Below are 4,287 nucleotides of genomic sequence, written 5' to 3' on the forward strand. Positions count from 1 at the left end.
GGCCAGCACAGCGTCGCGCACCCGGTTCAGCTCGGCGGCGAGGCGCGGTGCTTCGGCGCGTTCGGCGGCCTGCAGGAAGCGGTTACGCGAGCTGAGGGCGAGGCCGTCGGTATCGCGCACGGTTTCGGCGGCGATGATTTCAGTCGGCAGCGCGAACTGATGGCACATCTGCCGCACGATCATCAACTGTTGATAGTCCTTCTTGCCGAAGACGGCCACGCGCGGCTGCACGCACGACATCAGCTTCATTACCACCGTGCATACGCCCTGGAAGAAGCCTGGCCGGAATTCGCCCTCAAGGATGTCGCCCAGATCATGCGGCGGATACACCCGGTATTGCTGCGGCTCCGGATAAAGGTCACGCTCGGTCGGCGCGAATAGCACGTAGACGTTCTCTTTTTGCAGCTTCTCGATGTCGGCTTCGAGCGTGCGCGGGTATTTGTCGAAATCCTCATTCGGCCCGAACTGTAGCCGGTTGACGAAAATGCTCGCCACCACCGGGTCGCCGTGCTGGCGGGCAAGGCGCATCAAGGAAAGATGGCCCTCGTGCAGATTGCCCATCGTCGGGACGAACGCAGTACGGTTCTGGCCGCGCAACTGGTCGCGCAATTCGTGGATCGAGCTGATGACTTTCATGATCGGACGGTTTTCCTCGCGCGGAGCGGAGCCTCGTCGGCACAAAAATGGTGCATTTTCGTCCTTTGGCGCCCGTCCCGGTGATGACAGGTTCGGAGCGCGGGATTGTAGTGGATTTGCGGGAGCGGTGTAACGGGGGCATGCCTACCCCCGCGACGCACCGAAGCGAGGCGCGTCTCTAATGCATGACGCATCAAGGGGAAGACCCGGCCGGCAGCTTAAGCCAGGTCAAGCGTGCGCAGACCTACCCAGCGGTCCAGACCAACTCTTGGGGGAGGCCCGACTTGCGGCTTGAGCCGACTCAAGCCGGCAGGTAGGCAAGCCGCACGTAGATGGGCGCGAAAGGTTCGGCCTGAGTGATTTCGATCAGCGATTCGCGTGCCAGCTCCAGCATGGCGATGAAATTCACCACCACCACCGGCATGCCGCGCGTCGTGTCGAACAGTTCCGAAAACTCCATGAAGCGGGCGTTTTGCAGGCGGCGCAGGATCACGCTCATATGCTCGCGCACGGACAGTTCTTCACGCGAAATGCGGTGATGCTGGACCAGTTTGGCCCGCTTGATGACGTCCGCCCACGCCGCGCGCAGGTCCTCGCTGTTCACGTCCGGAAAGCGCGGCGTGATGCTCTGCTCGATATAGACGTCGGCGCGCAGGAAGTCGCGTCCGAGTTGCGGCAGGTGGTCGATACGCTGCGCAGCGAGCTTCATCTGCTCGTACTCGAGCAGGCGGCGCACGAGTTCGGCGCGCGGATCTTCCGCTTCCTCACCAGTGTCGGCCTTCTTGACCGGCAGCAGCATGCGCGATTTGATCTCGATGAGCATCGCCGCCATCAGCAGATATTCGGAGGCAAGCTCGAGGTTAGTCTCCCGCAGCTGTTCGACGTAACCGAGATATTGCGTGGTGACATCCGCCATCGGGATGTCGAGCACGTTGAAGTTCTGCTTGCGGATCAGGTACAGCAACAGATCCAGCGGGCCTTCAAACGTTTCGAGGAAGACTTCGAGCGCGTCCGGCGGGATGTACAGGTCCGTCGGCAGTTTGAAAAGCGGCTCGCCGTACAGGCGTGCGAACGCGATACCGTCGACGGTATCAGGCGTCGAATCGGTTTTGGGCGCGGCGAGCGCAGCGTCGGGCTGCGCCTTTGCGGCGCGGGCCTCGTCGGCGGTACTCACGCTTAGAAGTTCTGGTAGTACTGGTAGGAGGTTTGTTGCACGCGGGAGGCTTGCTGCTCGGCGCGCTCGTCGAGATCGATCGGCTGCTTGTCCCACAGCAGCGAGCGGCCGCGCCGCTGTTCCGCTTCCAGAGTGGGCTTTTGTTGCTTCAGCTGATTCAGGAACTGCGTGATGTCCGATTGATACATGGCTCAACGTCCGTGATAGGGGAGTGGCGGCAGCGCTGCCGCTAGCGTTGCCCGCAATTTTACAGCAAGCGTTGGCGGTAGATGAAAACTCGTGGAACATCGGTTCGGCTGATGCGTCCAAGGCGGGCGTGTCGTTGGCCGGACGGCCTTTGCGGACCGGCGGCAGAGCGCCGCCAGCCCGATGGCGTGCCGTGTTGGAGATCATCTGATCGCGGCGCCGATGTGGTCAAATAGCGAGCTTCAGGGTCGCCGCGGCGGCGGCCAGGTATAGTCATTCATCAATAACGGCCGCGGAGGTCCTGTTTGGCGGGGTGTGCGATCGAACCGCCGCGTGTGCGGCACGGCAAACCGGATGGGCGGCACACGCGCCTCGTGCGTTACATGCCGTGCGCCGCCGGACAGTTGCGCGCATGGTTCGCGTTTGCCCTCGTCACATTCTGCACGTTCTTCACGCTGGCTCTCGCCAGCGGCGAGGCCCGAGCGGCTCGCGCGGCCTACAAGGTCGATGTAGAGGCGTCGCCACGCTCGTTGCGCAAACTGCTGGAAGAACATCTGGACATCGCGCGCTTCGCCAAACGCGACGATGTCAGCGACGACCAGTTCGGTTTTCTCGTCACCGCCACGCCGCAGCAGGTACGCGACCTGACCGCCACCGCCGGCTACTTCTCTCCGGTAGTGCGGACAGACGTGCGGACTGTCGACGGCAAAAAAAGCGTCACTGTGAGCGTTGACCCCGGTCCGCTAACCACCATTTCGTCCGTTTCTCTGACGTTTCGCGGGCCGGTGCTGAACGAAGACCCCGCTCAGGAAAACGCCACGCGCTTCGCTTTCTCCATGCACGTAGGCGATCCGTTCTCACAGTCGGGCTGGGACGATGCGAAGAACGCAGCGCTCAGGGCGCTGCAATCGCGCCGCTATGTGGCGGCGAAGATTTCCCAGTCCCAGGCACGCGTCGATCCGCGCACGCACGAGGCGAAACTCTCCGTCACCTTCGACAGCGGACCGACCTTCACGATGGGCAAGCTCGAAGTGTCCGGCACTCAGCGCTATCCCGAGAAGATTGTCGAGAACGTGAATCCGATTTCCGTCGGCGCGATCTACGACGTGCAGCGGCTGGCCGAATTGCAGCGCCAGTTGCAGAACACGCCTTACTACGCGAGCGTCGCGATCGACGTCGGCAACGACCCAGACAAGCCGCTGGAGACGCCGGTGCGGGTGAAGGTCAGCGAATATCCATACAACAGCATCCGTGGCGGCGTCGGTTACGCCACCGATACCGGTCCGCAAGTGCAGGGCAACTACTCGTATCTGAACACCTTCGGCAAGGCCTATCCATTTACGGTCGGCGGGCGGATCGACGAGATCGAGCAGTTCGGCCAGATTCAGCTTTCCATGCCGCCGGGACCGCGCGCGTGGACCAATAGCGTGCTGGCGTCTTACAGCACCACCAATGTGTCCGACACGCGCATCTACAGTCTGCGTGGCGGCGTGCAGACCACCCGCACGTCGCAATATCTCGACTATGGCTATTCGCTCCTCTTCTATCAGGATCGGCTCGACCAGAATGCGGTGGGGCCGATCACGGCCCATGCCCTCGTGCCCGCGTGGTCGTGGACGCGCCGCAATACCGACGATCCGCTGTTTCCGCGCTCCGGCAACCTGATCCATGTTGAAGCGGGTTTCGCGGTCAAGGGCATCGCGACCGAGCAGACCTTCGGGCGTGCCTATGCACGTGGCCAGCAGTACTTCCCGATCGGCAAGTCCGATCTGGTCCTGTTCCGAGCCGAACTGGGCGGCGTGTTCACGTCGGGCGGCACGACTGGTGTGCCGGCCTCGCTGCTGTTTCGGGCGGGCGGATCGAACTCGGTGCGCGGTTACAGCTACGAGAGCATTGGTAACAGCGTCGACGGCTCGGTGCTGCCGACCAAATACCTGATGACGGCCACAAGCGAATATCAGCATTGGTTTAACCACGACTGGGGCGGCGCGGTGTTCTTCGACATTGGCACCGCCACGGACACATGGGGCGAGAAAGTCTTTTATCCCGGCGTGGGCTTTGGAGCGCGCTGGCGCAGTCCGGTGGGGCCGGTGAATGTCGACCTCGCCTATGGCATTCGTAACAAGGACATTCGGCCTTATCTGACGCTGGGCATCGCTTTCTAACCTTCTCACTGCATTGATTTTGGCATCCTGATTCGCATGGCTCGAGTATGACGACGGATTCTTCCGCCACACCGCCCCCGCAGACGCCCGGCGACGCACCGCCGGGCGGCGCTGACACGCCACCGC

4 protein-coding genes are annotated in these 4,287 nt (G+C 62.5%); 1 reads left to right on the forward strand and 3 read right to left on the reverse strand.

All coding sequences use genetic code 11. From position 1 onward, the window contains the following. The 3 genes from panC to WCA85_RS00015 form a co-directional block, all read right to left on the reverse strand. Positions 1-636, reverse strand: a 636-nt coding sequence (panC, locus tag WCA85_RS00005) for a pantoate--beta-alanine ligase (RefSeq protein WP_424060881.1), incomplete at its 3' end; no start/stop codon positions are given. A gap of 301 nt (positions 637-937) precedes the next feature. Next, positions 938-1,810, reverse strand: a complete 873-nt coding sequence (locus WCA85_RS00010; RefSeq protein ID WP_424060882.1) for a segregation and condensation protein A — start codon at positions 1,808-1,810, stop codon at positions 938-940. Positions 1,811-1,812: 2 nt separating this feature from the next. Beyond that, a complete protein-coding gene (locus tag WCA85_RS00015) occupies positions 1,813-1,998 on the reverse strand; it encodes a DUF3460 family protein (RefSeq protein WP_424060883.1) in 186 nt (61 codons plus the stop codon). A gap of 303 nt (positions 1,999-2,301) precedes the next feature. Between WCA85_RS00015 and WCA85_RS00020 the strand changes: the two genes are divergently transcribed. Next, entirely contained in the window at positions 2,302-4,161 is a 1,860-nt protein-coding gene (locus WCA85_RS00020) for an autotransporter assembly complex protein TamA (protein WP_424060885.1), read from the forward strand. Positions 4,162-4,287 lie beyond the last annotated feature (126 nt).

The organism is Paraburkholderia sp. (assembly GCF_049581445.1).
GTDB lineage: Bacteria > Pseudomonadota > Gammaproteobacteria > Burkholderiales > Burkholderiaceae > Paraburkholderia.

What these genes read in the sequence shown, in the direction of transcription:
- WCA85_RS00015 (WP_424060883.1), bottom strand. Translation starts at nt 1,998, where the DNA reads ATGTATCAATCGGACATCACGCAGTTCCTGAATCAGCTGAAGCAACAA.